General features: G+C 65.8%; 25 protein-coding genes. 10 read left to right on the forward strand and 15 right to left on the reverse strand.

Annotated elements, in window-relative coordinates:
• Nucleotides 1-38: 38 nt before the first annotated feature.
• A complete protein-coding gene (locus tag L0U84_RS30460; protein ID WP_233856885.1) occupies nt 39-521 on the forward strand; it encodes a rhodanese-like domain-containing protein in 483 nt (160 codons plus the stop codon).
• 150 nt (nt 522-671) lie between these two features.
• Complete coding sequence (locus L0U84_RS30465) at nt 672-2,741, forward strand: putative bifunctional diguanylate cyclase/phosphodiesterase (RefSeq protein ID WP_233855776.1); 2,070 nt, start codon at nt 672-674, stop codon at nt 2,739-2,741.
• 154 nt (nt 2,742-2,895) lie between these two features.
• On the opposite strand, the gene dapA is transcribed toward L0U84_RS30465, so the two are convergent.
• Nucleotides 2,896-3,804, reverse strand: a complete 909-nt coding sequence (gene dapA / locus L0U84_RS30470; RefSeq protein WP_233855777.1) for a 4-hydroxy-tetrahydrodipicolinate synthase — start codon at nt 3,802-3,804, stop codon at nt 2,896-2,898.
• Between the two features lie 440 nt (nt 3,805-4,244).
• Between dapA and L0U84_RS30475 the strand changes: the two genes are divergently transcribed.
• Complete coding sequence (locus L0U84_RS30475) at nt 4,245-5,537, forward strand: aspartate carbamoyltransferase (RefSeq protein WP_233855778.1); 1,293 nt, start codon at nt 4,245-4,247, stop codon at nt 5,535-5,537.
• A 27-nt stretch (nt 5,538-5,564) separates the two neighbouring features.
• Here L0U84_RS30475 and L0U84_RS30480 read toward each other — a convergent pair whose 3' ends face one another.
• Complete coding sequence (locus L0U84_RS30480; RefSeq protein ID WP_233855779.1) at nt 5,565-6,431, reverse strand: alpha/beta hydrolase; 867 nt, start codon at nt 6,429-6,431, stop codon at nt 5,565-5,567.
• Nucleotides 6,432-6,586: 155 nt separating this feature from the next.
• Nucleotides 6,587-7,411 carry an NAD(P)H-dependent oxidoreductase gene (locus L0U84_RS30485; RefSeq protein ID WP_233855780.1) on the reverse strand — a complete coding sequence of 275 codons (825 nt, stop codon included), beginning with the start codon at nt 7,409-7,411 and terminating at the stop codon, nt 6,587-6,589.
• Nucleotides 7,412-7,481: 70 nt separating this feature from the next.
• Between L0U84_RS30485 and L0U84_RS30490 the strand changes: the two genes are divergently transcribed.
• Nucleotides 7,482-8,390, forward strand: coding sequence for a LysR family transcriptional regulator (locus L0U84_RS30490; RefSeq protein WP_233855781.1), 909 nt, complete (start codon nt 7,482-7,484; stop codon nt 8,388-8,390).
• Nucleotides 8,391-8,517: 127 nt separating this feature from the next.
• Here the strand turns inward: L0U84_RS30490 and L0U84_RS30495 are convergent, their stop codons facing one another.
• The gene (locus L0U84_RS30495) at nt 8,518-9,393 is read right to left on the reverse strand and encodes an aldo/keto reductase family oxidoreductase (RefSeq protein WP_233855782.1); all 876 of its coding nucleotides are present in this window, start codon (nt 9,391-9,393) and stop codon (nt 8,518-8,520) included.
• 106 nt (nt 9,394-9,499) lie between these two features.
• On the opposite strand from L0U84_RS30495, the gene L0U84_RS30500 reads away from it, so the two are divergent.
• A complete protein-coding gene (locus tag L0U84_RS30500; RefSeq protein ID WP_233855783.1) occupies nt 9,500-10,426 on the forward strand; it encodes a LysR family transcriptional regulator in 927 nt (308 codons plus the stop codon).
• A 37-nt stretch (nt 10,427-10,463) separates the two neighbouring features.
• Here the strand turns inward: L0U84_RS30500 and L0U84_RS30505 are convergent, their stop codons facing one another.
• Complete coding sequence (locus tag L0U84_RS30505) at nt 10,464-11,027, reverse strand: response regulator (RefSeq protein WP_233855784.1); 564 nt, start codon at nt 11,025-11,027, stop codon at nt 10,464-10,466.
• 13 nt (nt 11,028-11,040) lie between these two features.
• On the opposite strand from L0U84_RS30505, the gene L0U84_RS30510 reads away from it, so the two are divergent.
• Both L0U84_RS30510 and L0U84_RS30515 read left to right on the forward strand, forming a co-directional pair.
• A complete protein-coding gene (locus tag L0U84_RS30510; RefSeq protein ID WP_233855785.1) occupies nt 11,041-12,249 on the forward strand; it encodes a sensor histidine kinase in 1,209 nt (402 codons plus the stop codon).
• Nucleotides 12,250-12,262: 13 nt separating this feature from the next.
• Nucleotides 12,263-12,757, forward strand: coding sequence for a GNAT family N-acetyltransferase (locus tag L0U84_RS30515; RefSeq protein WP_233855786.1), 495 nt, complete (start codon nt 12,263-12,265; stop codon nt 12,755-12,757).
• On the opposite strand, the gene L0U84_RS30520 is transcribed toward L0U84_RS30515, so the two are convergent.
• The 3 genes from L0U84_RS30520 to L0U84_RS30530 form a co-directional block, all read right to left on the reverse strand.
• The gene (locus L0U84_RS30520) at nt 12,749-13,000 is read right to left on the reverse strand and encodes a hypothetical protein (RefSeq protein ID WP_233855787.1); all 252 of its coding nucleotides are present in this window, start codon (nt 12,998-13,000) and stop codon (nt 12,749-12,751) included. The two genes, L0U84_RS30515 and L0U84_RS30520, sit on opposite strands and share 9 nt — an antisense overlap.
• Nucleotides 13,001-13,188: 188 nt before the next feature.
• Complete coding sequence (locus L0U84_RS30525) at nt 13,189-14,184, reverse strand: hypothetical protein (RefSeq protein ID WP_442794061.1); 996 nt, start codon at nt 14,182-14,184, stop codon at nt 13,189-13,191.
• Between the two features lie 226 nt (nt 14,185-14,410).
• On the reverse strand, nt 14,411-14,989 hold the full coding sequence (locus L0U84_RS30530) for a copper-binding protein (protein ID WP_233855788.1): 579 nt from the start codon (nt 14,987-14,989) through the stop codon (nt 14,411-14,413).
• Between the two features lie 155 nt (nt 14,990-15,144).
• On the opposite strand from L0U84_RS30530, the gene L0U84_RS30535 reads away from it, so the two are divergent.
• Together L0U84_RS30535 and dmeF are read left to right on the forward strand one after the other, a co-directional pair.
• Entirely contained in the window at nt 15,145-15,504 is a 360-nt protein-coding gene (locus tag L0U84_RS30535) for a metal/formaldehyde-sensitive transcriptional repressor (RefSeq protein ID WP_442794089.1), read from the forward strand.
• Nucleotides 15,505-15,511: 7 nt separating this feature from the next.
• Entirely contained in the window at nt 15,512-16,435 is a 924-nt protein-coding gene (gene dmeF, locus L0U84_RS30540; RefSeq protein WP_233855789.1) for a CDF family Co(II)/Ni(II) efflux transporter DmeF, read from the forward strand.
• A gap of 160 nt (nt 16,436-16,595) precedes the next feature.
• Here the strand turns inward: dmeF and pcaF are convergent, their stop codons facing one another.
• The 7 genes from pcaF to L0U84_RS30575 form a co-directional block, all read right to left on the reverse strand.
• On the reverse strand, nt 16,596-17,798 hold the full coding sequence (gene pcaF / locus L0U84_RS30545) for a 3-oxoadipyl-CoA thiolase (RefSeq protein WP_233855790.1): 1,203 nt from the start codon (nt 17,796-17,798) through the stop codon (nt 16,596-16,598).
• A 375-nt stretch (nt 17,799-18,173) separates the two neighbouring features.
• Nucleotides 18,174-19,154: a D-erythronate dehydrogenase gene (gene denD / locus L0U84_RS30550; RefSeq protein ID WP_233855791.1), complete on the reverse strand. Its 981-nt coding sequence runs from the start codon at nt 19,152-19,154 to the stop codon at nt 18,174-18,176.
• 33 nt (nt 19,155-19,187) lie between these two features.
• On the reverse strand, nt 19,188-19,988 hold the full coding sequence (otnI, locus tag L0U84_RS30555; RefSeq protein ID WP_233855792.1) for a 2-oxo-tetronate isomerase: 801 nt from the start codon (nt 19,986-19,988) through the stop codon (nt 19,188-19,190).
• Nucleotides 19,989-20,049: 61 nt separating this feature from the next.
• Nucleotides 20,050-20,712, reverse strand: coding sequence for a 3-oxo-tetronate 4-phosphate decarboxylase (gene otnC, locus L0U84_RS30560; RefSeq protein ID WP_233855793.1), 663 nt, complete (start codon nt 20,710-20,712; stop codon nt 20,050-20,052).
• Nucleotides 20,709-22,022, reverse strand: coding sequence for a 3-oxo-tetronate kinase (otnK, locus tag L0U84_RS30565; protein ID WP_233855794.1), 1,314 nt, complete (start codon nt 22,020-22,022; stop codon nt 20,709-20,711). The genes otnC and otnK overlap by 4 nt, the downstream gene beginning before the upstream one ends.
• Nucleotides 22,023-22,038: 16 nt before the next feature.
• The gene (gene ltnD / locus L0U84_RS30570; RefSeq protein WP_233855795.1) at nt 22,039-22,929 is read right to left on the reverse strand and encodes an L-threonate dehydrogenase; all 891 of its coding nucleotides are present in this window, start codon (nt 22,927-22,929) and stop codon (nt 22,039-22,041) included.
• 72 nt (nt 22,930-23,001) lie between these two features.
• Nucleotides 23,002-23,706 (reverse strand): FadR/GntR family transcriptional regulator, encoded by a 705-nt coding sequence (locus tag L0U84_RS30575; protein WP_233855796.1) that lies wholly within the window; start codon nt 23,704-23,706, stop codon nt 23,002-23,004.
• Between the two features lie 262 nt (nt 23,707-23,968).
• Between L0U84_RS30575 and L0U84_RS30580 the strand changes: the two genes are divergently transcribed.
• Nucleotides 23,969-24,793: an IclR family transcriptional regulator gene (locus tag L0U84_RS30580; protein ID WP_233855797.1), complete on the forward strand. Its 825-nt coding sequence runs from the start codon at nt 23,969-23,971 to the stop codon at nt 24,791-24,793.
• Nucleotides 24,794-24,802: the final 9 nt, after the last annotated feature.

Below are 24,802 nucleotides of genomic sequence, written 5' to 3' on the forward strand. Positions count from 1 at the left end.
GCACACCGGACCATCCGATCAACTCCCCCTTCATCGCCATGACTCACGACCACCCCATCACCGCCGCCCCGAACGCCGTCACCGCGATCCCCGCCGCCGACAGCGCCGCCGCGCTCGCGCATTTCCACACATCGCTGCGCTTCGAAACCGACTGCGCCGACGTCCACGCCGCACTCGCAAGCGGCGCGCCCTGCTTCGTGCTGCTCGACGTGCGCAGTCCCGCGCTGTTCGCGCAGGGCCACGTGCCAGGCGCGCTGAATCTGCCGCACGGCAAGATCGTCGCGTCGAAGCTCGCGGCTTATGCGCCGGACACGCTGTTCGTCACCTACTGCGCGGGCCCGCACTGCAACGGCGCGGCGCGTGGCGCACTTCGGCTCGCCCAGCTTGGCCGGCCCGTCAAGCTGATGGCCGGCGGCGTCGCCGGCTGGCTCGACGAAGGCTTCGCGCTGAGCGGTCAGAACGACGATCCGCCGTCCGATCCGCGCTTGGATCCGCGGTTGGATCCGCGCTCCGCTGCATAGCGCGGCCCGCATCCCGACACGACTTCGAGCGCGAGATCCGCCCCGACCGCGAACCTGCTTTGGCCCCTGTTAGCTATTCGCAAATTAGTTAAACAAAGTTGGAAAAGTGCCGATAACATGTCCAGCCGCATTCCTCCCGGCGGACCCAACATGCAGAGTTCTTACAATTTCTGGCTCGTGGCCATTTCGTTCGCGGTGGCGACGCTCGCGTCGTACACCGCGCTCGATCTGACGGGCCGCATTTTCCTGCTCGCCTCGGCACGCCGGCGGCAAGCATGGCGGCTCGGCGGCGCGCTCGCGCTCGGCGTCGGCATCTGGTCGATGCACTTCGTCGCGATGCTGGCGTTCTCGCTGCCGATCCCGCTCGGCTACGACCTCGCGACGACCGCCTGTTCGCTGGCCCTCGCGATCGGCGCTTCGTATCTGGCGCTCTTCCTGACGACCCAGCAGCGCCTGACGCCGGGCCGGCTGCTGACGGGCGGCGTGGTGATGGGGATCGGTATCGCCGGCATGCATTACACCGGGATGGCGGCGCTGCGCATGGCGCCCGCGATCCACTACCAGCCGGTGTGGTTCGCTGCCTCGATCGCGATCGCGATTGGCGCGTCGAGCGCCGCGCTGTGGATGGCGCGCGCGCTCAGCAACGAACACGAGCGCCATATCGCGCGCAAACGTCTCGCCGCGGCGCTGGTGATGGGCGTTGCGATCAGCGGCATGCACTACACGGGCATGGCCGCCGCCGACTTCGCGCCCGGCGCGATCTGCGGCGCGGCCAACGACATCGACGCGCATTGGCTCGCGACCTCGCTGATCCTGGTCACGTTCGCGGTGCTGATCGTCACGCTGATGCTGTCGCGCTTCGACGTGCGCACCACCTTCCTGCTCGGCGCGGTGTCGAAGCTGAATGGCCAGATCGTGCGGCTCGCGACGCTCGACGTGCTGACGGGACTGCCGAACCGCGCGACGCTGACCGAGCGGATCGAACACGCGATTAGCGGCGCGCGCCGCCAGCGCACGTCGTTCGCGGTGCTGTTTATGGATCTGGATGGCTTCAAGACGATCAACGATTCGCTCGGCCACTCGGCCGGCGATGCGGTGCTGTCCGCATTCGCGCAACGCCTGCAGCAATGCGTGCGTTCGAGCGACACCGTCGCGCGGCTCGGCGGCGACGAGTTCGTCGTGCTCGCGGAGCAGCTTACGTGCGGCGACGATGCGGCCGCGCTCGCCGACGGCGTGCTCGACCGGATGCGCCAGGGCACCTGGAGCGACGAGCAACCGCTGCAGGTGATGCCGAGCATCGGCATTGCGCTCTATCCGCGCGATGGCGACAGCGTCGAGACGCTGCTCCAGCACGCGGACGCCGCGATGTACGAGGCGAAGCGCGCGGGTCGCGGCACCTACCGCTTCTTCGAGCGCAGCATGAACGAGGCCGCCACGCGCACGCTGAAGATCCAGCAAGTGCTGCACGACGCCTTCACGAACGAGCGCTTCTCGCTGCTGTTCCAGCCGAAGTTTCAGCGCGGCGGCGATGCGCTCGCGGGCGCCGAGGCGCTGATCCGCCTGCACGATCCGGAGCTGGGCGCGCTGACGCCGACCGAATTCATTCCGGTCGCCGAGCGCTCCGGGCAGATCGTGCAGATCGGCTACTGGGTCGTGCGCGAAACCTGCCGGCGCATTCGCGGCTGGATGAAACAGGGCCTTCCGGCGATAAAGGTGGCGATCAACCTGTCGCCGCGTCAGTTGCTGCAGCCCGACCTCGTCGAGACGATCCTCGAGATCGTCAGGACCGAGGGCGTCGCGTGCGAGCAGATCATGTTCGAGATCACCGAGAGCGTCGCGATGCAGGACGCCGCACGCACCGTCGAAGTGATCCGCGCGTTTCAGGCGAGCGGCTTCGACATCTCGATCGACGACTTCGGCACCGGTTATTCGAGCCTCGCGTATCTGCAACGCTTCCAGGTGAAGCAGTTGAAGATCGACCGCTTCTTCACCAACGGTCTCGACGCGAACGGCGCGGCGGGCAGCGCGATCGTCTCGGCGATCATCGCGCTCGCGCACTCGCTCGAAATGGACGTGGTTGCCGAGGGCGTCGAAACCCAATCGCAGCTCGACAAGCTGCGCTCGATGAGGTGCGACGAAATGCAGGGCTTCCTGCTCGGCAAGCCGGTCAACGCCACCGACTTCGGCGAACTGCTGCGCGGCAAAATGATGGCCGTGTGAGCGAAGCGGGAAGCGCGCCCGCCGATGCGCCGAAGCTGATGGGGCCGATCTGATCGCCACCCGCGTCGCCTCGATTGGCTCCGGTTCGCTCCGCTTCATGCTCCGATTCACGCTCCGATTCACGCTCCGCTCCGACACGCCACGCGCGGATCGCCTACCGCATCTCCCCTAACGCCGCGAGCCGTTCGGTCAACGCCTCGCTCGCGCGCGTCATCGGCAGACGCAGTTCGTTGCGCACCCACCCTCGCGCCGCGAGCAAGGCCTTCACCGGCGCCGGGTTCGGTTCCGCGAACGCGAGCTGGATCTGCGGCACGAGCGCGTGAAAAATACGCCGTCCTTCGTCGAGCCGCCCTTCCGTCAGCGCGCGATACAGCTCGACGAAACGCTCGGGCCGCCAATGCGCCGACGCCGCGATCGCCCCACTTCCGCCCGCGCACACCGTTGTGAAGACCTCGAGGTCGTTGCCCGCGAGCACCTGCAGACGGCCGTCGCGAATCAGCGCGAGCGTCGTGTCGAGCGAACCGGCGCAATCCTTGATCGCCTGAATTCGCGGATGCGCGGCGAGCGTCAGCAGCGTGTCGAGTTCGAGCCGCACGCCGGTGCGCTGCGGAATGTCGTAGAGCACGACCGGATGCGCGCTCGCGTCGGCGAGCGCGCTGAAATGCTCGACGATGCCGGCCTGCGCGGGCCGCGTGTAATACGGCGCGGCGATCAACACGCCGGCAATCGGCAACTGATTCAGCTGCTCGATCCGCGCGCGCATGCTCGCCGTGTGATTGCCCGACACGCCGACCAGTACCGGCAATGCACGCCGCTGAGCGTTGGAGTTGGCGTTGGTGGTGGCGTCGGCGTTGCCTCGCGCGGCGTCGAGAATCGTTGCCAGCACGGCGTCCTGTTCGGCGGCGTCGAGCGTGGCGGGCTCGCCGGTCGTGCCGAGCGCGACGAGCCCGGCCACGCCGGCGTCCGCATAGCGGCGCACCAGCGCGCGCAGCGCGGCGTGATCGACGGCGCCGTCGGCGAACGGCGTGATCAGCGGAATCCAGATACCCGAGAAATCAGACATGTTTTCTACCTCGATGACGACCGTATCGATTCCGGGTCAGCGGTGCGAGGGAGAACAAGGGGGAAAGCCGCAGGCGGGCGGTCGACCGGTCGTTCCGTCGCACATCTGACGACGGAACAGCGTGCTCCGGTCAGATGAGCGGCTGTTTTTTGGCTTTGGCGCCCACATTGCGCGAAGCGCCGTTCGCGCGTGCGACCGCCGCGCTCGCCAAAGCGGCGCGGGCGAAGGTCGACGAACGGAGCGGGAACGTGGGGCCGGAGTGCATGGACCGCAGTGTAACCGCGAAACCCACGGCGCGGACAGCCTTCGACGCCTGGCCAACTCGCTCGCGGAGAAAAACGCTTGACTTCTACGCGCGGGAAACTAATATACGCACCGCGTACATCAACGCGTTTTGCTGTCTCACTTCCGCCGACTCCACTCTTGCGACAGGTGCCCTTATGAGCGTTCCGCAACAAGCCTTCCTACGCGATGCGATGCGTCGCCTGAACATGACGCGCGATACGTTCGCTAACCGCATCGGCGTGTCGCGCCGGGCGCTCGACACGTGGCTGCTGCCGGACGACTCGCAGGAATCGCGGGCGATGCCGGAAATCGTCGAGCGCTTCGTGTCGGAGATCGTCGCGAACACCGAGCCGGGAGAGGGATATACGCAAAGCGTAGACTCGCAATCGCTCGCGAGCCAGATACTGTTCGAGGGCAAGCCGCAGTTGCTGTCGGTCGATCAGTTCTCGCGCGATTCGGTCGAGGCGCTCTTTCGCGTCGCCGACATCATGCAGCCGATCGCCCGGCGCCGCAAAATCTCGCGCGTACTCGAAGGCGCGGTGCTCGGCAATCTGTTCTTCGAGGCGAGCACACGTACCCGCGTGAGCTTCGGCGCGGCGTTCTGCCGGCTCGGCGGCTCGGTGTGCGACACGACCGGCTTCACGTTTTCTTCGATGGCGAAGGGCGAATCGATCTACGACACGAGCCGTGTGATGAGCGGCTACGTCGACGCACTGGTGATCCGCCATCCGGAGCAAGGCTCGGTGGCCGAATTCGCGCGCGCGACCAACGTGCCGGTGATCAACGGCGGCGACGGTCCCGGCGAGCATCCGAGCCAAGCGCTGCTCGATCTCTATACGATCCAGCGTGAGTTCTCGCGCCTGGGCAAGATCGTCGACGGCGCGCACATCGCGCTGGTCGGCGACCTCAAGTACGGACGTACCGTGCATTCGCTCGTGAAGCTGCTGGCGCTGTATCGCGGCATCAAGTTCACGCTGATTGCGCCGCCGACGCTCGAAATGCCGGGTTATATCATCGAGCAGATTTCGCGCAATGGTCACGTGATCGAACAGACACACGACCTGCACAACGGCCTGCGCGGCGCCGACGTCGTGTATGCGACGCGCATCCAGAAGGAGCGCTTTGCCGACGAGTCGTTCGAAGGCTACACGCCCGATTTCCAGATCAACCAGGCGCTCGTCGATAGCGTGTGCGGCGCCGACACGCTGATCATGCACCCGTTGCCGCGCGACAGCCGCCCCGGCGCGAACGATCTGAGTACCGACCTCAATCACGATTCGCGGCTCGCGATTTTCCGGCAAACGGACAACGGCATTCCGGTGCGGATGGCGATTTTCGCGGTGCTGCTCGGCGTCGACAAACTGGTCCAGCATTCGATGCGCGATGCCGCGTGGCGCCCCCCCGTCTATCTCGGCCCGGACGACGCGGTGTTCCACGGGATCGATTGAGGCGGACCGCGGTCCGCGGTCCGCCGGTCAGGCCGCGGGCGCGGCCGCGGCGCGCGCTTCACGCATTTCGCGCGCCGCCTGCCTGAACGCGCCGGCAAAGAACAGCACCTGATATTTGACCGCGTTCGACCAGTACTTCCATGTATGACCGCCGGGCCGCTCGGCGTAATCGTGCGGCACGCCGAGTTCGACGAGCCGCTCGTGCAGCAGACGGTTCGACTGCACGAGCGAGTCGTTCACGCCGCAATCGATCGTCAACGCGATATGGTCGCGGCCGAAATCCTCCGCACTGGCGACGATCGCTTCGCTATTCCAGAAGTCCGCATGTTGCGACGGGTCGCCGAACACCCGTTCGATGCCGGGCTCGTCCTCGCTGCCACGAGGGTCCACCGCACCGCTGATGCTGCCCGCCGCGCCGAACGCGTCGGGCCGGTCGAGCGCAATGCGTAGCGCGCCGAATCCGCCCATGCTCAAGCCCGTGATCGCGCGCGCCTGCTTCGTCGCGATCGTGCGGAAATGGCTGTCGATGAAGGCCACCACCTCGGTGCCCACATAGGTTTCATAGCGGCTGCGCGGATCGACGGGGCTATCGATGTACCAGCTTTCGTGACCGCCGTCAGGCATCACGAGGATCACGTGATAGCGGTCGGCCAGCTTGCCGATATGCGAATTCGCGGTCCAGTCCGTGTAATCGCCGCCCGAGCCGTGCAGCACATAGACGACCGGAAAGCGCGCAGCCTGGTTGCCGCGCGCGTACTGATCGGGCAGTACGACGGTTGCGTCGAACGTACGATGCATCGCCGCGCTCGGGATCGTGACGACGCGCGACTGGAACGCCCACGCCGGCGATCCGATCAGCATCAAAATGAGCCAGAACGTACGGACTGCATTCATGGTGAGTCGCCCTTGCGCTTGTTTCCGCCAGCTTCCGGCTGCTTACCTTCGTCAGGCATCCGAATAAAGCTGCTCCGGCGTGCCTCGCCTTATGTCCGTCGACGACTCTAGCAACGGCGACTTACAACCAAATTTCAGCGAAGCATACGATCCAGTCAGGCTTCAGCCGCTTCATCCGCTTCGGTTGCCGTCGCGACACCCGTATCGTCGACGTGCGCGGCGAAACCAACCTGCCCGGGCGCCAGATCGTCCCGCAATGTGAGCGCCGGAATCGCGTACGAACCGCCGTTCTGCGCCCGGAATGCGATCGGTGTGGTGGTCCACAGGGCGTCGAGCCGTCGCCCGAGCGCCTCGCTGACCTCCGCATACTTCGCCTCGTCGACGCGGCTCGTGCGATAGACGACGAACGGCGGCAATACCTCGAAGCCGGGGTAATACAGCACGCCGTGCTGAATCGGGAACAGCACGTCGTCGATCGGACCGTTGATGCCGCGTGCGCTGTAGTGCGACTCCCAGCCGCCCGTCGTAACGACCAGCATCGCCCGCTTGCCCGCGAAACGGCCCTCGCCGTAACGCTCGCCCCAGCGCGCATCGGAGTGCTCGCCAATGCCATACGCGAGACCGTAGGCATAGACGCGCTCCACCCAGCCCTTCATGATCGCCGGCATCGAGAACCACCACAGCGGAAACTGCAGGATCACCGCATCGGCCCATTTCAGCTTGTCCTGCTCGCGCGCGATGTCCTCGCTCTGCAGGCCGTTCTCGAACGCATGCTTCGATTCGAGCGACGCGAAGAAGCGTTCGCCGCTTTGGCGCTCGCTGGTGTCGTTCGCATCGAGCGGCGCTTTCCAGTTCATCGCGTACAGATCGGATACCTGCACCGTATGGCCGGCGCGTTCGAGATGGCGCACCGTAAAGTCCTTCAGCGAACCGTTCAACGATTTCGGTTCGGGATGCGCATAGATGATGAGAACGTTCATGATGGGACCTTCGTGGCTGAAAGCAGTCACGATAGGCATTGCCGAGGTATATTGGAAATGAATTCCTAATATGTCAGGTATTGCCGTGGTTAATCTCAGAAGACTCGACCTGAACCTGCTGGTCACGCTCGACGTGCTGCTCGAAGAGCACAACGTAACTCGCGCCGCCGAACGGCTGAACTTTTCGCAGCCGTCGGTCAGCGTGCATCTGGCGAAACTGCGCGATGTATTCGGCGATCCGCTGCTATTGCCCGGACCGCGCGGCATGCGGCCCACCGCGAAAGCTCAGGAACTGCGCGAGCCGTTGCGCGAAGCGCTCGACGCACTGCAGCGCGCGGTCGCGCCAACCAGCCCGTTCGATCCGGCCGCGGCGACGCAAACCTGGTGCATCGCCGCTTCGGACTACGCGGAGTCGACGATCATCCTGCCGATGCTCGCGGGCTTGCGCGCGGCAGCGCCCGGCACGCGTCTCGCGATCGTCGAGGCGGCGCCGCCGCGGCTCGCGCGTCAGGCCGAACAGGGCGACATCGATATCGGCTTTCATACGAGCGACGGCGCGCCCGAGGGCTTGCGCCGTCGCCTGCTGTTTGCCGAGCGGTACGTGCTGGTCGGCCGCGCCGGTCATCCGAAGCTGAAGCGCCGGCCCACCCTCGCGCAGTTCTGCAAGCTCGAACATGTGATCGTGTCGCCCGATGGCGGTGGCTTTTTCGGCGTCACCGACGAGGCGCTCGCGAAGGTGGGGCTCGCGCGCAAGGTCGTGCTGTCGGTGCCGCACTTTCTGTTCATGCAATCGGTGCTCGCGAGCACGGATCTGGTGGGGATGCTGCCCGCGCGTCTCGTGCGCGGCTCCGAAGCGCTGCGGATGGTCGAACCGCCTGTCGAGGTGCCGGGCTACGAGATGGCGATGCTGTGGCACGAGCGCGTGCATCGCGATCCTGCGCATCAGTGGTTGCGGGAGTTTATTGCTGAGTCGGTTTGAGCGACGCCGCGATGTCTTCGGGTGACGGATCCACGCCGCGTCCTACCGCGGTTTCCGCGACGGCGACGAGCATGCCCCAAAGTCGGCCGTCGCCCGTTGCAGGCAGCACATGCTGCAAAGCCGAACCTCAGCCCTTTTCAGCGCCGATCGCATCCAGTTGATCGAGCACCTCGTCGCTCAGCTTCAACTGCGCCGACTGCAGGTTTTCACGCAGATGCGCAACCGAATAGGTTCCCGGAATCAGCAGAATATTAGGTGCCCGATGCAATAGCCACGCGAGCGCCACCTGCATCGGTGTCGCGTCGAGTTTGCGCGCAAGCTCCGACAACTCCGACGATTGAATCGGCGTGAACCCACCCAGCGGAAAAAACGGCACGTAGGCAATGCCCTGCTCCGCGAGCGCGCCGATCAACGCATCGTCGTCGCGATGCACGAGGTTGTAGTGGTTCTGCACGCAAACGACCTTCGTGATGCGCTGCGCCTCGGCAATCTGCGCGGCCGTCACGTTGCTCAGGCCGACATGACGCACGAGCCCGCGCTGCTGCAACTCGGCGAGCGCCGTGACCTGCTTTTCGATCGAAGCCTCGCTCGGCTCGTGCACGTTGCCCATCACGCGCATGTTGACCACGTCGAGCGCGTCGAGCCCGAGGTTGCGCAGATTGTCGTGCACCGCGCGCTCGAGGTCGGCGGGCTCCTGCGCCGGCAGCCACGCGCCGGCGCCGTCGCGCACCGCGCCGACCTTCGTGACGATCGTCAGATCGCGCGGATACGGGTGCAGCGCCTCGCGAATCAGCTGGTTGGTGACGTGCGGCCCGTAAAAATCACTGGTATCGATGTGGTCGACGCCTGACTCGATCGCCTCGCGCAGCACCGCGAGCGCCGCGTCGCGGTCTTTCGGCGGCCCGAACACGCCGGGGCCGGCCAGCTGCATCGCGCCATAGCCCATGCGCCGCACCGGGCGGCCGGCTAGCGCGAAAGTGTCGATGGAGCTGAAGTTCGGCATCACGATCTCCTTGTGAAGTGATGAGCGGCAGTATCGCCGGTTTGCGTTGTTGAATAAACCGGTCTAACGTGTACGGGTTGTTCAAAATTCTGCACAATCAATCGTCATGGAACTCAATGATCTGGCCGCCTTCGTCTCGGTCGCCCGCGCAGGCGGCTTTCGGGACGCGGCGCGCGCGAGCGGCGTATCGGCGTCGAGTCTGAGCGTCGCGGTGCGGCGCCTCGAAACGAAACTCGGGCTACGTCTGCTGAACCGCACCACGCGCAGCGTCGCGCCGACCGAGGCCGGCTTGCGCCTGATCGAGAAGCTGACGCCGCTGTTCGGCGAAATGGAAGCGGCGCTCGACGTGCTCAACGGCTTTCGCGACAAACCGACCGGCACGCTGAAGCTCAACGTGCCGTCGAGCGTCGCGCGCATCGTCTTGCCCGACGTACTCGCACGCTTTCTGAAGCAGTACCCGGACATTCGCGTGGAAGTGGTGGTCGAGGATGGTTTCGTCGATGTGCTGTCGATCGGTTGCGACGCGGGCATTCGCTACGACGAACGCCTCGAGCAGGACATGATCGCGGTGCCGATCGGCGCGCGCGTGCAGCGCTTCGCGACCGCCGCGTCGCCCACTTATCTCGACGCGCACGGCCGTCCCGCACATCCCAGCGAACTGCTCGCGCATGCCTGCCTGCGCGGGCAATTCGCGAGCGGCGCGATGCCGACCTGGTACTTCGAGCGCGACGGTGAGCTGCTGCAATTGAATCCGACCGGACCGCTGCTGGTGCGGCCCGGCGCCGCGATCGACCTTGCGGTGAGCGGTGCGGTCGCGGGCCTCGGCATCATTCACCTGTTCGAAGACATGCTGCGCCCGTATCTGATCAACGGCGCGCTCGAAGCGATTCTCGAACCGTGGTGGCAGCGCTTTTCAGGGCCCTTCCTTTATTATCCGGGCCATCGTCATGTGCCCGCGCCGCTGCGCGCGTTCGTCGACTTCCTGAAAGCCGACTCGGAAGGTCTCCTGAATAAGGACGTGGGATGCAATTGATGCAATCACGACGGAGGTCGCGGCGGCTCGTGCCGTATCAGCACCGTGGCGAGCATAGTTTCGCAATCGTGGTCAGAAAGAGATCCGCGCCGATCGGCTTCCGCACACACGCGTTCCAGCAGTGCGCGTCGTGATCCGACGGCGGCACCGCGGTATGGACCAGAATCGGTACGTTGACGGATAGCGGCATCAATCTCAAACGGCGGCACAACTCCGCGCCGTCCATGATCGGCATCATCCAGTCAGTGATAATCAGGTCGGGAACGTGGGCGACGACACACGCGAGTGCTTCGGCGCCGTTGCTCGCGCAACTCACCTGATACCCTTCGCTTTCCAGAATCAGCCGCCATGCGGCCAAAATTTCCGGTTCGTCGTCCACCAGCAATATCGAGTACGTCATGGTTCGCGGACGAAAATATGTTTCTTTGTCTGATGAGAACTCCGCAAGACGTGTTCCACAACCGGCAATTGCGCGGATAATGACGCGGGTTGCCAGCGCGCATCGGGCCGTCTGGCCGCTCAGCGGTGAAACTGGCCGCGGTGCCACCTCAATCCAGGCATTCGGAACCGTTCGCGCGTTTGTATGTTGTAGAAACTCCATTCCGGTATCCATCATGACCGACAGACGTGTGAGCCCGCTGCGCAATTTCGCCAACTTCATCCGCGCGGAACGGGGCCGCCTGACGCGGCAATGGATGCATGCCGTCTCTATCGACGCCGATCTCGTCGAAGCGGACAAGCTCACCTACCAGCAACTGGTCGACCATCTGCCGGAGATTCTCGAAGAGCTCTGCGTGGCGCTCGATGCGGAAGATCTGGAGCGCGTCGAAACGTCGATCGAGCGCGACGCGAAGAAGCACGGCAATGTCCGTTGGCAGCAGGGCTACCGGATCGAAGAGCTGGTGCGCGAACTGGACCTGTTTCAGCAGGTGCTTGTCGCAGGGCTCGAAGAATTCGTCGAGCGCGACAGGACATGCTCGCGCCGTCACGAGAGCCGCGCGCGACGCCTGATCGCCGAAGCATTCAGCGTGGTCACGTATGCGTCGATCAAGGAAGTGGTCGGCGAACGCGATCGCACGATCCACGAATACACGGGACGGCTCGAACACGCGAATCACGAGTTGACGCTCAAACAACGGCTGGTCGGCGATCTGTACGAATCGCGAATGCAGATCACGCGCAGCGTCGCGCACGATCTGCGCAATTTTCTGAACGCGTTTTCCGTCGCGCTGCAACTGATCGAGCGAGCGCCGTCGAAAGCGGATACCGCGTTGACGCTCGCGAACCGTCAGGCCGCCGACATGAAGCAACTGGTCGACCAGATGGTCGAGTACTCGGTCGTGCTTGGCGACTCGGCGCCGCTCGTGCTCGAAGACGTCGATTTGCGCGAACTGTTCGACGAACTCGTCGCGTCGACGCAGCCGTCGATCGACGCGAAGGGACTCTCGTTGCGCAGCGCGTTCGACGCGGCGCTGCCGGTCGTCACGTCGAATCGGCTGAAGCTCAAGCAGATCGCGGTCAATCTGTTGACCAACGCGATCAAGTACACGAAGTCGGGGCAAGTCGAATTCCAGTTCGCGACGCATGGCGCCGAACACTGGACGATTCGCGTGTCCGACACCGGCGTCGGCATTGCGGCCGCCGACGTGGAACGCGTGTTCGACGAGTTCGAGCGGGCGGCCGGCGAGGAGATTCCAGGCACAGGGCTCGGGCTCGCGATCGTCAGGGAGCTATGCCGCGTGCTCGGCGGGCAGATCGGGATTGCGTCGCGCGAGGGCGTGGGGACCACGTTCGAGATCCGGTTTCCGCTGCGTGTTCAGTGAGCCGATCCATCGCATGATCCATCTGCATACTGCCCGCTTCCCCGAGCAGATCGAGATCGTACGGACCATCTTCCGCGAGTACGCGGAGAGTCTCGGCATCGATCTCGGTTTCCAGCAATTCGACGACGAACTCGCCGGCCTGCCGGGCAAATTCGCGGCACCGCGCGGCCGCGTGCTGCTCGCGAGCGACGATACCGACGATCCTGGCGGTATCGTCGGCTGCGTCGCGATGCGTCCGATCGACGACTCGACCTGCGAAATGAAACGCCTGTATGTGCGTCCGGTGGGACGCGGTCTGCACGTAGGGCGGCAACTCGCCACGCGGATCTGCGCGACGGCGAAAGAAGCAGGCTATCGGCGCATGCGTCTCGACACGCTGCCGACGATGCAAGCGGCCCTCGGCCTCTACGCATCGCTGGGTTTCGAGCCGATCGACGCCTACGTGTTCAATCCGATTCCCGGCGCGATTTTTCTGGAATGCGATCTGACCCGGCCGCGTTCAATGTAATTGCGGTGCAGGTCTGCTCAGGCCTGCGTGCAGGCAGCCGATCATCGCGCCGTTGCGCTCGCTCAATCCACGCACGACCACCTCGGACGATTTTCCGTCCCGTCGCGCCAGTTCGGCCAGATCGAGCAGCGCGGCGTAGCGCGCGGAACAGTCGCTAGCCGCGCCGGCGGCGGGGTTCGCGCTCAGGGCAAGGCTCGCGTCGCTGGCGTCGATGACTGCGTCGATCGCGAGCAACGTCGCCACGACGAGCGTCGCTAGCGTGGCGGTTTTGCAGAGCGCGCGCCACGCAGACCCTTCCGCTCGCGAGCGACGTGCCGCCTCGACAGACGGTGGGCACGCGCCTGCGATTCCGCACATTGCGTCGTACCGCGCAGCGCGACGTGACCGCCACGATTCGACGCAGGCTCTGATTCGCATCGCCGCGCTCATCGTCAGGCCCAATGCGCCGGCACCCACACGCGCCCGACCCAATGGCCCGGCACCCAGACGGCAGCCCGCGGCGCGACATACACGGGACGCGGCGCGACATACACGGGATGCGGCGCGACGTAGACGGCCGGCGGCGGCACGTACACCACCGGGGGCGGCGGAACATAGGCCGGAGGCGGTACCACCACGACGGGCTTCGGCGGCACGTAGACGACCGGCGGCGGCACGACGACCGCCGGCGGAGGCGGCGCCGCGACGACCACGGTCGTGCCGGTCGTCGTCGTGGTCCCGCCCGCAACCACCACACCGCCTGTGACCACCGTGCCGCTCGACGTCACCGTATGGCCCTGCGTGCCGGTCACGCTGGTCGACGTCGTCACGACGCCGGGCGCGACCCGCGTCGCGGTGCCCGAGTGATAGACGCTGTTGTTGTCCGGCCCCGTCACCGTGCCCGAGCGCGCGCAGGTCGAACCCGCGCAATTCGTCGACGCCGAATGATTGACCGTGTTGCCGTTCGACCCCGTGATCGAGCCCGACGACGAATACTGGCCCGGCGCGGTGCGCGTCACGTCGCCCGACGTCGTCGCCGTTTTGCCGTCGGAGCCGGTCAGCGTGCCGGTATGCGAGCAGGACCCGCCCGCGCAACTGGTGTCGCCCGAGTGCTGCACCGTGTTGCCGTAGCGGCCCGTCGCGGTGCCCGAGTTCGAGAACTGGCCGGGTGCCGTGCGCGTGACCGTGCCGGTGTTGCTCGCGAAGCCGCCGTAGGGGCCGGCCACGCTGCCCGCATGCGAGCAGCTGCCGCCGCCGCACGAGCCGTAGTGCGCGCCGTTATAGGTGCCGCGTGACGTGTACGCGGTGCCGTGACCCGACCATGCGAACGCCGATGCGCTGCCGAGCGCGAGCACGGCGGCGGCCGCGCCGAACACCGCCTTGCGCAGCGCGCTTCGCGCGATGCTGGCGTGGATCTTGTCGGAACCTGCGAGTGTGCGATTTTTCACGGTATGTCCTTGCTGGATTCGGGCCACTTGCGTCACTGCCGCGTGGCGACGAACGGACTATAGAAGGACACCCATCGGAAATCATCACGGAAGATATGTCGCGCTGTTTCACCGCGACGCGGGCCCGCCAGGCAAGGCTTTGCGGCCATTCGGCGCAACCCGCGACATATTTCGACATAGTTTGCGAAACATCTGCGGCACGGGAATCGGCTGCGGGCGCGGCCGCTCACTGCCCCACTGGCGTCACCTGCACCGCGGCGGCCGAGACGAACACGGCATGCAAGGTATCGCCGACCCTTACGTCGCTCAGATCTACGTCGGGCGCGGCTTCGAAAGTCTGCGTCTGATACGCGCCGCGCAACGTCACGAGGCGCTGCTTGCGATCGATCTTCAGCACGGTCGCGAGCACTTCAGTCTGTCGCGTCGACTCGTAGCCGCCCGAAGCGGGCGTATAGCTCTGCTTGTCGACCCGCTCGCGAATCCCCTTGCCCGCGCCGCTGACCTTCTCGGCCTTCGTGAGCAACGCGTTCTTGTAGAGCACGTCGACGTGATCGCCGATCTTCAGCTGATCGAAGCTGGCGACCTGCTGACTGACGAGCACGATCGCGACGTTGCCGCCCGAACCCTTCAGCGTCAGCGCGCGGTTGCCCGCATCGATGCCGACGATCTCCGCCGTCATGTGCACCGGCTGCGCCGCGCTGAGCACCGCTTGCGCCGTGCTCGCCATATCGTCCTGCGCGCGCACCGGCTGGGCTGTGGCCACCGCCGCGATGACCAGTGCGGCGCCTATCGTCGCTGTTTTCATCCGCGTTCTCCTTGAGCAAGGTTGAAATACGGTTCGACGCTCGATCATGCTCGCCACGCAATCGCCTCGTGCTGCGTAGCATTCGTGCCCAATCCATTGACCTCCGCGTCTTTGGACAACCACCTCGAACAGTATGACGCGAACGGTTGGCCGGCGTGCGCATCGGCCTGGCCGCCGAGCGCCGCGAAGAGCAATATCTCGTTGCCGTGCTATCATGCATACCCATAGGGGGTATACGTATGTCACATCTGAGCGAACACAAAGACGACTTACTGAAACGCGTTCGCCGCATCGCGGGTCAGGTTCAGGCTATCGAGCGTTCATTGGAGTCGGACGCCGACTGCGAAAAAGTCCTGCATCTGGTGGCCGCGACACGCGGCGCGATGAACGGCCTGCTCGACGAAATCGTCGAGGCGCACGCGCGCGAACATGTCGCGCATCCCGACCTGACGGCCAGCCAGCGCAAGAAGGGAGTAGATGCATTGATCGAGGCAATCCGCCGCTATTCGAAATAGGTTTCGTATGACTGACAATCTCATCCGCAAGCACGAGCACTCGTTTCTCGGCAGCTCGCACGACGAAAACGCGCGCCGGACCCGCTCCGTCGTCGCACTCACGGTGGCCATGATGATCGGCGAGATCGCGGCCGGTTACATGACCGGCTCGATGGCGCTGCTCGCCGATGGCTTCCACATGGCGACGCATGCCGGCGCGCTTGGAATTGCAGCGCTCGCGTATGCGTTCGCGAGACGCAACACGGCAAACCGTGCTTTCAGTTTCGGAACCGGAAAAGTAGGCGAGCTTGCCGGCTTCGCTTCGGCATTGATTCTCGCGCTGGTGTCGCTTGGCATCGGCATCGAATCGGCGATCCGACTCATTCACCCCACCGGCGTGGCGTTCGGGCAGGCTGCGGTGATTGCGGCGATCGGGCTGGTCGTGAACATCGTCAGCGCGTTGCTGTTGTCGGGCGGCCATGCGCACCATGGGCATCATGACCACGACCATCATCACCATCATCACGGCCATGCGCATGGGTCCGACAACAACCTGCGCTCCGCTTACGTGCACGTGCTCGCCGATGCGCTGACCTCGGTGCTGGCGATCGTGGCCCTGCTGGCCGGCCGCTATCTCGGGTGGATCTGGCTGGACCCGCTGATGGGCATCGTCGGATCGATCGTCATCGCGCGCTGGGCATGGACGTTGATGCGCGACACGGCCGGCGTGCTGCTCGACAAAACCGACGAACACGTTGCCGACGAAATCCGCGAAATCCTGGATTCGCATGGGGACGCCGAGATCGCCGACCTGCACGTCTGGCAGATCGGCCCGCAGGCGCGAGCGGCGATCGTCAGTGTGCGCACGCATGGCGACGTCACGGTGGAGACGATCCGCGCGCGGCTCGCGCCGGTGCATGAGGTCATGCATCTGACGGTCGAAGCGGCGTGATAACGCCTGCACCCGGCGCAAGCGGCTGCAAGCGGGTGCACTCAAAACAAAGGGCCGGCGTGTCTCGACGACACGCCGGCCCTTCTGCCTTTTACTATCCAGCTTGCGCGGAAAGCCGCACAGCGCGAGGACCGAACCTCGCGCTAAACCAGCTCACGTATCACACGCGCTCGATCGCGATCGCGATACCCTGGCCGACGCCGATACACATCGTGCACAGCGCGAAGCGACCCTGGGTGCGCTGCAGCTGATACGTCGCGGTCGTCACCAGACGCGCGCCGCTCATGCCGAGCGGGTGGCCGAGCGCGATCGCGCCGCCGTTCGGGTTCACGCGAGGATCGTCATCGGCGACGCCGAGCGCGCGCAGCACCGCGATGCCTTGCGACGCGAACGCTTCGTTCAGCTCGATCACGTCGAACTGGTCGATCTTCATGCCGAGACGGGCGAGCAGCTTCTGCGTCGCGGGCGCCGGGCCGATGCCCATCACGCGCGGGTCGACGCCGGCGGTGGCCACGCCGAGCACGCGAGCGCGCGGCGTGAGGCCGAAGCGCTTCGCGGTTTCTTCATTGGCGAGCAGCAACGCGGCCGCGCCGTCGTTCACGCCCGATGCGTTACCGGCCGTGACCGTGCCGTCCGGACGCACCACGCCCTTCAGCTTCGCGAGCGTTTCAAGGCTCGTCTCACGCGGATGCTCGTCCTGCGTGACCGTGATCGGATCGCCCTTCTTCTGCGCGATCGTCACGCCGACGATTTCCTGCGCGAGCGTGCCGTCGCGTTGCGCGCGCGCCGCCTTCTGCTGGCTGCGCAGCGCGAATGCGTCCTGGTCGGCGCGGCTGATGTTGTAGTCGGTGGCGACGTTTTCGCCGGTTTCCGGCATCGAGTCGACGCCGTACAGCTTCTTCATCAGCGGGTTCACGAAACGCCAGCCGATCGTCGTGTCGTAGACCTCGTTCTGACGCGAAAACGCGCTGGTCGCCTTGGGCATCACGAAGGGCGCGCGGCTCATGCTTTCGACGCCGCCGGCGATCATCAGCGCGGCCTCGCCCGATTTGATCGCGCGCGCGGCAATGCCGACCGCATCCATGCCCGAGCCGCACAGACGGTTGACCGTCGAGCCCGGCACGTCCTTCGGCAGACCCGCGAGCAGCAGCGACATGCGCGCGACGTTGCGGTTGTCTTCACCGGCCTGGTTCGCGTTACCGTAGATCACGTCGTCGATCGCGGTCCAGTCGACGTTCTTGTTGCGCTCCATCAGCGCCTTGAGCGGCACCGCGCCCAGGTCGTCGGCGCGCACCGACGACAGCGAACCCGCATAGCGGCCAATGGGGGTGCGAATCGCGTCGCACAGGAATGCTTCGGTCATGGGATGTCTCCAGTTGAGATGCTGCGTGCGCTGAGCCGCGGCCTGCTTTGCGCCGATGACGCCGGTTCGATGCGCCGGTGCATCGGCCCGGGGGCCAACGGCCGCGAATGGGCAGCCGCAAAACGGCGGCGGCGCGGCGGCCGACACGTCGGAGCAGCTTAGCGCAGGATCGTGAACGATGGGCTTGGGATTGACGACCGCTACGGCTGTAGCGGCAGTTGCGTTTTCCTTTTGCCCGGCCTTATGTTCTATATACGAACACAAGGTCATATATCGAACAAAACAGACTCGATAATAGGCGTGGGCGCGAAAGTGTGTCAAGCACGGCCGCAGCCGTGCCAGGCGACACCAGGGAATACGCGGAGGGGATGATCTTCAGCGAACTTCGATTCCTTCATCGGCGATGTAGCCGCGGATCACGTCCGCGAAACTGCGCTCGGCCGCGAGCCCAAGCCGTTCGGCGCGCGACGTATCCCACGCGCCGGGCCAACTGCCGACGATCTTCTCGATGCGCTCGTCGGGCTGCCGCACGATGCGGCTCGCGACCGCATCGCCCGCGACCTCGCGCAGTGCCGCGATCATTTCGTCGACGCTGACCGACAAGCCGGGCAGATTCACCACGCGCTGCTTGCCGAGCGCGGCGCCATCGATCTCGAGACCGGCGATCAGGCTGTCGATCGCCTTGCGCGGCGACAGCAGCCACAGCCGCGTCGAGCCGGCGACCGGACAGACGGCCTCCTCGCCATTGAGCGGCTCGCGGATGATGCCGCTCGCGAACGACGACGCCGCCGCATTCGGCCGCCCCGGGCGCACGCTGATGGTCGGCAGCCGCAGCACGCGACCGTCGACGAAACCGCGCCGCGAATAATCGTTGAGCAGCAACTCCGCGATCGCCTTCTGCGCGCCGTACGAGGACTGCGGATTCAGCGCGGTGTCGTCCTGCACGACCGCGGGCAGATCACCACCGTAGACCGCCACCGAACTGGTGAACAAGACGCGCGGTTGATGGCCGCGCTGGCGGCAAATGTCGAGCAGCAGCCGCGACGCATCGAGATTGATGCGCATGCCGAGATCGAAGTCCGCCTCGGCCTGGCCGCTGACGATCGCGGCGAGATGAAAGATGGCCGACGTTTGAGCGTCGATCACGCGTTCGAGCACGCTGCGCTCCGCGATATCGCCGACTTCGGTGCGCACGCGCGGATCGCCGAAATCGTGCGCGCGCACGACGTCGAGCAGCACCAGCCCGGTAATCGCTTGCGATGCGCCGTGCGCATCTTTCAGCGCGCCACGCGCGAGCAGTTCGCGCGCGAGACGCTGGCCGAGAAAACCGGCGCCGCCGGTGATCAGTACTTTCATGGTTACGTGTCCGTCAGTGGTGGTCGGAAAGAGTCAGCGCGCCGCATCGAGATAAGGCTTCAGCCAGCCAAGCCCTGCCGAGGTCCCCGCGCGCGGCCGGTATTCGCAGCCGATGTAGCCGTCGTAGCCAAGCGCATCGATCAGATCGAACAGGTAGGGATAGTTCAGCTCGCCGATGTCGGGCTCGTGCCGCTCCGGTACGCCCGCGACCTGGATGTGACCGATGCCCGCCATGTCGCGTTTGAGCTTCATCGCGAGATCGCCCTCGACGATCTGGCAGTGATAGCAATCGAACTGCACCTTCAGATTCGGCGCGCCGACTTCGGCGCAGATCGCTTGCGCGTCGTCCTGTCGATTGAGGAAATAGCCGGGCATGTCGCGCGTATTGATCGGCTCGATGACGACCGTGATCTGTTCCGCTTGCGCGGCTTGCGCGGCATAGGCAAGGTTCTTCAGGTACACGTCGCGTTGTGTTTTGCGCTGCGTTTCGCCTGCCGGATCGCCGGCGATCAATCCCGCCATCACATGCAGCTTGCGATTGCCGAGCACGCGCACGTACTCGAGCGCGGTGTCGACGCTGCGGCGGAACTCGTCCTCGCGGCCCGGCAACGACGCGAGGCCGCGCTCGCCGCCGCTCCAGTCGCCGGGCGGCGCATTGAACAGCGCCTGCGTGAGGCCGTGCGCGTCGAGCCGCGCCTTCAACTCGCCCGCTCGAAACTCGTAGGGAAACAGGAATTCGACCGCGTCGAAACCGTCGCGGGCGGCGGCGGCGAAACGGTCGAGGAACGCGTGCTCGTTGTACATCATCGACAGATTGGCGGCGAAGCGAGGCATGGCGGCAGCTCCTTTAGGACAGTGCGATACGGTGCGCGGCGTTCATCGGTCGTTCGCGCCGCTACCAGCGCGCGCCGAACGCGGCACGGAGTTCTTCGAGTGCTGCGGCGTCGAGCGGCGCGGGCCGCGGATTCGTCATCAGCCACAGGCGCGCGGTCTCCTCGAGTTCTTCGAGCGCATACGAAGCGTGCGCGACCGAGCGCTCCCACACCACCGGCCCCAGACGTTCGAGCAGCACCGCACGCACGCGATCGGCCAGCTCGGCGATCTGCGCGGCCACTTGCGGATCGCCCGGGCGTTGGTAGCGAATCAGCGGTACGTGGCCCACTTTCATCACGTAGTACGGCGTGATCGGCGGCAGCACGTCCGCTTCGCTCCACACGCCCGCGAGCGTCAATGCGACCAGATGGGTCGAATGGGTATGGACGATGCCGCGCGCCGCGCCGTTGCGCGCATAGATACCGCGATGCAGCGCGAGCGTTTTCGACGGCTTGCCGCCCGACACAGCGTGGCCGTTTGCGTCGACCTTCGCGATGTCGGCGGGATCGAGGCGGCCGAGGCACGCGTCGGTCGGCGTGATCAGCCAGCCGTCGTCGAGCCGCGCGCTGATGTTGCCGGCGCTGCCGACCGTATAGCCGCGCTTGTACAGACTCGCGCCGACCGCGCAGATTTCCTCGCGCACGCGCGCTTCGGTGGATGTATGAACTGCCGGTGCGTCGCTCATTGCGCGGTTCCGTCGAGATGGCGCAGCGCCTTGTCGAAGAAGTCGGTCGTGCCGAAATTGCCGGACTTCAGCGCAAGCGCGAGCGGCTCGGCACCGGTCGTCGCGGTGGCCGGCACGCCCGGGTCGATTTGCGCGCCGATGCGCAGCATGCGCACGTCGAGCGCCTGCACGACCGCGCCCGAGGTCTCGCCGCCCGCGACGACGAACTTGCGCACGCCGAGCTCGCGCAGGCCGCGCGCAATCGACGCCAACGTCTTTTCCACCAGATGCCCCGCCTCGTTGACGCCGAGTTCGCGCTGCACGGCCTGCACTTCATCGGGCGATGCAGTCGCATAGATCAGCACCGGCTCCGCGTGCACGAAGCGCTGTTGCGCGAATGCGAGCGCCTCGCCGACGACGTCCGCGCCGCGCGCCGCCGCGAGCGGATCGATGCGGAACGCGGGCCGCGTCGCGCACCATGCGGCGACCTGCGCGTTGGTCGCTTTCGACGCACTGCCCGCGAGCACCGCCGACAAACCTTCCACGCGCGGCAGTTGCGCGGCATGGGTCGTCTCGCCGAGCAGACCCGCGCGCCGGAAATTGGCCGGCAAGCCGAGCGCGACGCCGGAGCCGCCGGTGATCAGCGCGAGCTCAGCGCAGGCCGCGCCGAGCGTATGCAGATCGGCGTCGGACACCGCATCGGCAATCGCGATGCGCACGCCGTCGGCGCGCAGCGCGTCGAATGCGGCGCGCACGGTCGCATCGCCTTGAGCAACCTGGTCGTAACGCACGAGCCCGACCTTCGATTGCGTTTGCCGTCGCAGCGCCCGCATGAGGTTCGCGTCGCGCATCGGCGTCAGCGGATGGTTTTCCATGCCCGACTCGTTGAGCAGCGCATCGCCGACGAACAGATGGCCGCGAAAAATCGTGCGGCCGTTCTCGGGAAACGCGGGACATGCGATCGTGAACGACGCGCGCCCGGCGAATTCGGCGGATAGCGCGTTCAGCAACGCATCGGTCACCGGGCCGATGTTGCCCGCATCGGTTGAATCGAAAGTCGAGCAGTACTTGAAGAAGAATTGCCGGCACCCTTGCGCGCGCAGCCAGGCGAGCGCGGCCAGCGATTGCGCGACCGCGTCGGCGGCGGGGATCGTGCGCGACTTCAGCGCGACGACGAGCGCGTCGGCATGGAGCGCTTCGCTGGAGGTTGGCACGCCGATCGTCTGCACCGTGCGCATGCCGCCGCGCACCAGCATGTTGGCGAGATCGGTGGCGCCGGTGAAATCATCGGCGATGCAGCCGAGCAGCGCGGGTTTCGTTTGAGCCGTCATGAGCACTGTCCCTCGCTTATTGCTTCGCCGGCAAGGCGATGCCGGGGAAAATCTTCACGACGGCCGAGTCGTCTTCGCCACCGTGGCCCGCCGTCGACGCCATCATGAACATCTGATGCGCCGCCGCCGACAGCGGCAGCGGAAACTTCGTGCGGCGCGCGGTATCGAGCACGATGCCCAGGTCCTTCACGAAGATATCGACCGCCGACAGCGGCGTGTAGTCGCCCGCGAGAATATGCGGCACACGGTTCTCGAACATCCACGAATTGCCCGCGCTGTGCGTGATCACGTCATACAGCGCGTCAGGGTCCACGCCTTCGCGCAAGCCGAGCGCCATGGCCTCGGCGGCCGCCGCGATATGCACGCCGGCCAGTAGCTGGTTGATGATCTTCACCTTCGAGCCCGCGCCATGCGCGGCGCCGAGCCGATACACGTTGCCGGCGATCGCGGCGAGCACGTCCTCGCACGCCGCGTATGCAGCCGCGGGACCGGACGTCATCATCGTCATTTCCCCCGACGCCGCGCGCGCCGCGCCGCCCGACACCGGCGCATCGAGCATCTGCAGACCGGCCGCCTCGACGCGCCTGCCGAGATCGATCGCAAACTCCGGCGCGACCGTCGCACTCGCGATCACGACGCCGCCCGGCTTCATCGCCGCGACAGCGCCGTGCTCACCGAACAGCACGGCCTCGGTTTGCGCGGCATTCACGACCAGCGTGATCACGACCTCGCACTGCGCGCCAAGCTCCGCGGGCGTCGCGCAGCCGACGCCGCCTTCATCGACGAACGCCTGCAGCACGTCGCGCCGCAAGTCGCAAGCGTGGACCCTGAAGCCCGCGCGCAACAGCGAGCGCGCAACGCCGAGCCCCATGGCCCCCAAACCGATGACACCGACATTTCTCGACATGCGTGACCTCTATTGATTGGTGCTTCATTCGTGCGCTCGCGCGCGTCGGAATCAGCGCGCGCTTTCAGCGCGTCAAACGATGCCTGCCTCGGCAAGCCGCCGCGCCGCGTTGTACAGATGCGTCTGCGCGGCATTGCGCGCCGCCATCGGATCGCCGGCGCGAATCGCCGCGGCGATCGCCGCGTGCTCCTCGCGCACCTGCCGCGAGAAGTCCTCGCGCAGCGCTTCGTTGCGGCGCGTGACGACCGTGCCCGCTTCGAGATACTGATTGAGGAACGCCAGCGTCTTCAGAAAATACGGATTGCCCGTCGCCACCGCGATCGCGCGATGAAACGCGACGTCTTCGGCGACACCGTCCTCGCCGTCCGCGACCGCCCGCTCGATGCGAGCGAGGGCGCTGTCGATCGCGGCCATGTCGGCATCGCTGCGGCGCATCGCGGCCTCCGACGCGACCTCCGCCTCGATCGCGCGGCGCAGCGCGAGGATCTGCACGACCGAGCCTGGCTCCACGGCTTCCGCGTAGTCGATCCGCAGCGGGCGAATCGCACCGTGCCCGGCGACGAACACGCCACTGCCCTGACGCGGCTCGACCACGCCCTCGTTCTTCAGCCGCGACAACGCCTCGCGAATCACCGTGCGGCTCACGCCGAACTGTTGCGCGAGTACGGCCTCGGTCGGCAGCTTGGCGCCGCGCGCGAAGGTGCCTTTGTCGATCTGCTTCAGCAGTTGCTGCGCGACCGTGTCGCTCATCGCACGTGCGGGAATCTTGTCGAACATGGCGGCTCGGTTGAATCGGTTGAATCGATTGGATCAGATCACATGAACTAGTCATGTTATCTGGTCATCATACAAATTTGCAGAGCGAATCGCATCCACGCAAACCCTGGGTTTTTTGCACGAATCGGCGTCATTTGGCGAAACAGAAGGCTTAAGCTATCGTCTCGCCTTTGCGCCGCAGCGCGAAACGCGGCGCCGTATCGAAACGAACGCGCGTCGCGGGTCCTTCGCGCGCACTCTTCCGAAACCACGATCAAGGTCCATGAGCAAAGCCCTGCCGCCGTCTTCCGTCGCGCCCGCCAACGCCGAACCGGCCCCGGAGAAACCGGGCGACTCGTACGTGCAGTCGTTCGCGCGCGGCCTCGCGGTCATTCGCGCGTTCGACGCGACGCGCCCCGAACAGACGCTCACCGACGTCGCCGCGGCGACCGGCCTCACGCGCGCCGGCGCGCGCCGGATCCTGCTGACGCTGCAAACGCTGGGCTACGTGGAAGCCGAGGGACGCCTGTTTCGTCTGACGCCGAAGATTCTCGACCTCGGCTTCGCGTACCTGACCTCGATGCCGTTCTGGAATCTCGCCGAACCGGTGATGGAGGGCCTGTCGGCGCAGGTGCACGAAAGCTGCTCGGCTGCCGTGCTCGATCGCACCGAGATCGTCTACGTGCTGCGCGTGCCGACTCACAAGATCATGACGATCAATCTGTCGATCGGCAGCCGCCTGCCCGCGTACTGCACGTCGATGGGCCGCGTGCTGCTCGCCTCGCTCGACGACGAGACGCTCGACGCGACGCTGAACTCGTCGCCGCTCTATGCGCACACACCGCGCACCGTCACCGACAAGGAAGAGTTGAAGAAGCTGATCGAGCAGGTGCGCCGCCAGGGGTGGGCGATCGTCGATCAGGAGCTCGAAGGCGGTCTGATTTCGCTGTCCGCGCCGATTCGCAATCGCCAGGGCCGCGTGATCGCCGCGATGAACATCAGCGGCAACGCGCAGCGCAATTCAGCGAAGCAGATGGTGAAGGCGTTTCTGGAACCGCTGCAGCAAGCCGCGCAGACGGTCTCGGAGATGGTCGCGCGGCGCGGCTAACGAACGCCG

It is taken from the genome of Paraburkholderia sp. HD33-4, from assembly GCF_021390635.1.
Classification (GTDB): Bacteria; Pseudomonadota; Gammaproteobacteria; order Burkholderiales; family Burkholderiaceae; genus Paraburkholderia.

What these genes read in the sequence shown, in the direction of transcription:
- L0U84_RS30580 (WP_233855797.1), top strand. Translation starts at nt 23,969, where the DNA reads ATGAGCAAAGCCCTGCCGCCGTCTTCCGTCGCGCCCGCCAACGCCGAA.
- L0U84_RS30475 (WP_233855778.1), top strand. Translation starts at nt 4,245, where the DNA reads ATGAGCGTTCCGCAACAAGCCTTCCTACGCGATGCGATGCGTCGCCTG.
- L0U84_RS30465 (WP_233855776.1), top strand. Translation starts at nt 672, where the DNA reads ATGCAGAGTTCTTACAATTTCTGGCTCGTGGCCATTTCGTTCGCGGTG.
- L0U84_RS30510 (WP_233855785.1), top strand. Translation starts at nt 11,041, where the DNA reads ATGACCGACAGACGTGTGAGCCCGCTGCGCAATTTCGCCAACTTCATC.
- L0U84_RS30505 (WP_233855784.1), bottom strand. Translation starts at nt 11,027, where the DNA reads ATGGAGTTTCTACAACATACAAACGCGCGAACGGTTCCGAATGCCTGG.
- L0U84_RS30490 (WP_233855781.1), top strand. Translation starts at nt 7,482, where the DNA reads ATGTCAGGTATTGCCGTGGTTAATCTCAGAAGACTCGACCTGAACCTG.
- L0U84_RS30530 (WP_233855788.1), bottom strand. Translation starts at nt 14,989, where the DNA reads ATGAAAACAGCGACGATAGGCGCCGCACTGGTCATCGCGGCGGTGGCC.
- denD (WP_233855791.1), bottom strand. Translation starts at nt 19,154, where the DNA reads ATGAAAGTACTGATCACCGGCGGCGCCGGTTTTCTCGGCCAGCGTCTC.
- ltnD (WP_233855795.1), bottom strand. Translation starts at nt 22,929, where the DNA reads ATGTCGAGAAATGTCGGTGTCATCGGTTTGGGGGCCATGGGGCTCGGC.
- L0U84_RS30480 (WP_233855779.1), bottom strand. Translation starts at nt 6,431, where the DNA reads ATGAATGCAGTCCGTACGTTCTGGCTCATTTTGATGCTGATCGGATCG.
- L0U84_RS30515 (WP_233855786.1), top strand. Translation starts at nt 12,263, where the DNA reads ATGATCCATCTGCATACTGCCCGCTTCCCCGAGCAGATCGAGATCGTA.
- otnI (WP_233855792.1), bottom strand. Translation starts at nt 19,988, where the DNA reads ATGCCTCGCTTCGCCGCCAATCTGTCGATGATGTACAACGAGCACGCG.
- L0U84_RS30500 (WP_233855783.1), top strand. Translation starts at nt 9,500, where the DNA reads ATGGAACTCAATGATCTGGCCGCCTTCGTCTCGGTCGCCCGCGCAGGC.
- L0U84_RS30495 (WP_233855782.1), bottom strand. Translation starts at nt 9,393, where the DNA reads ATGCCGAACTTCAGCTCCATCGACACTTTCGCGCTAGCCGGCCGCCCG.
- L0U84_RS30485 (WP_233855780.1), bottom strand. Translation starts at nt 7,411, where the DNA reads ATGAACGTTCTCATCATCTATGCGCATCCCGAACCGAAATCGTTGAAC.
- dapA (WP_233855777.1), bottom strand. Translation starts at nt 3,804, where the DNA reads ATGTCTGATTTCTCGGGTATCTGGATTCCGCTGATCACGCCGTTCGCC.
- dmeF (WP_233855789.1), top strand. Translation starts at nt 15,512, where the DNA reads ATGACTGACAATCTCATCCGCAAGCACGAGCACTCGTTTCTCGGCAGC.
- otnK (WP_233855794.1), bottom strand. Translation starts at nt 22,022, where the DNA reads ATGACGGCTCAAACGAAACCCGCGCTGCTCGGCTGCATCGCCGATGAT.
- otnC (WP_233855793.1), bottom strand. Translation starts at nt 20,712, where the DNA reads ATGAGCGACGCACCGGCAGTTCATACATCCACCGAAGCGCGCGTGCGC.
- L0U84_RS30460 (WP_233856885.1), top strand. Translation starts at nt 39, where the DNA reads ATGACTCACGACCACCCCATCACCGCCGCCCCGAACGCCGTCACCGCG.
- pcaF (WP_233855790.1), bottom strand. Translation starts at nt 17,798, where the DNA reads ATGACCGAAGCATTCCTGTGCGACGCGATTCGCACCCCCATTGGCCGC.
- L0U84_RS30575 (WP_233855796.1), bottom strand. Translation starts at nt 23,706, where the DNA reads ATGTTCGACAAGATTCCCGCACGTGCGATGAGCGACACGGTCGCGCAG.